The 1,291-nt window shown below is 73.0% G+C and carries 1 protein-coding gene; it reads right to left on the bottom strand.

The window, feature by feature from the left end:
- Window positions 1-164: 164 nt before the first annotated feature.
- The coding region (locus tag H5J29_RS33090; protein ID WP_181784819.1) for an FAD-binding oxidoreductase at window positions 165-1,291 on the bottom strand (1,127 nt) is incomplete at its 5' end.

Genomic DNA, 1,291 nt, shown 5'->3' with positions numbered 1-1,291 from the left:
GTGTCGTTCCGGACCGCCTGCGAGGCGCCCGAGGCGCGACCCCTGGTCGAGGTCCGTCCAGGCCGTGATCCGTCCATCGGTGACCAGCTCGCGGTAGGTGACGGCGCCGTCGGGGAAGCTGAGCGCGGGCGCGTCGGTGGGGTCGTGCAGGGCGGGGAGGAGCATCAGAACACCGTGCCGGGGTTGAGGATCCCGTCGGGATCGAGGGCCTTCTTGATCGTCTGTTGCAGTGTGAGCGACCCGGGATCGAGCTCGCGACGCAGTCCCTCGCGCTTGAGCTGCCCGATGCCGTGCTCGCCGGTCACCGTGCCGCCCAGGGCGATCGCCGCGTCGACGATCTCGTCGAAGGCGAGCAGGGCCCGGTCCTTCGCCGCCGCGTCCCCGGGCGGGACCATGATCAGCGGGTGCAGGTTGCCGTCGCCCGCGTGTGCGACGGTCCCGACCAGGGTGTCGTGGCGCGCCGCGATCTCCTCGACCCGGGTGAGCATCTCGGCGAGGTGTCGGCGCGGCAGGCAGACGTCCTCGGTGATCTGGTGGTTCCCCAGCCGTTCGAAGGCGGGGTAGGCGAGCCTGCGGGCCGCGAACAGGGCGTCCGCCTCGACGGGGTCGGTGGAGATCATCGCGTCGCGGGCCCCGTGGGCGGCGAAGGCGGCGAGGATGCCCTCGGCCTCCGCCGTCGCGGCGGGCTCGGGGAGGTCGGTCTGGGCGATCAGCAGGGCCGCGGCGTCCTCCGGCAGGCCCATGTTCTTCCAGTCGTTCACCGCGCGCAGGCACTTCTGGTCGACCAGCTCGAAGATCGCGGGTTCCAGACCGGCGACCGCGACGGCCGCGACCGCCTCACCGGTCGCGGTGAGGGAGTCGAAGAACCCGACGACCGTGCGCGGCACCGTGGTCCGCTGCGGCCGCAGCCGCACGGTCACCTCGGTGACCACGCCGAGCGTGCCCTCCGAGCCCACCAGCAGCCCGACCAGGTCGTACCCGGCCACGCCCTTGGCCGTCCGCCTGCCCACCCGGACGATCTCCCCGGTCGCCGTCACGATCTGCAGGGCGAGCACGTAGTCCCTGGTCACGCCGTACTTCACACAGCACAACCCGCCGGCGTCGGTGGCCACGTTGCCGCCGATCGTCGACCACGGCGAGCTCGCCGGGTCCGGCGGGTACCAGAGGCCCTCCTTCGCGGCGGCGGCGCGCAGGTCGTCGTTGACCACCCCGGGCTGGACGACGGCGAGCCGCTCGCCGACGTCGATCTCGACGATCTCCCGCATGGCCTCCAGGGCCAGGACCAGGCCGC

Origin of the sequence: Pseudonocardia pini, assembly GCF_013870575.1 — a bacterium.
Lineage (GTDB): Bacteria > Actinomycetota > Actinomycetes > Mycobacteriales > Pseudonocardiaceae > Pseudonocardia > Pseudonocardia pini.
This window is presented reverse-complemented; position numbering and strand designations above follow the sequence as displayed.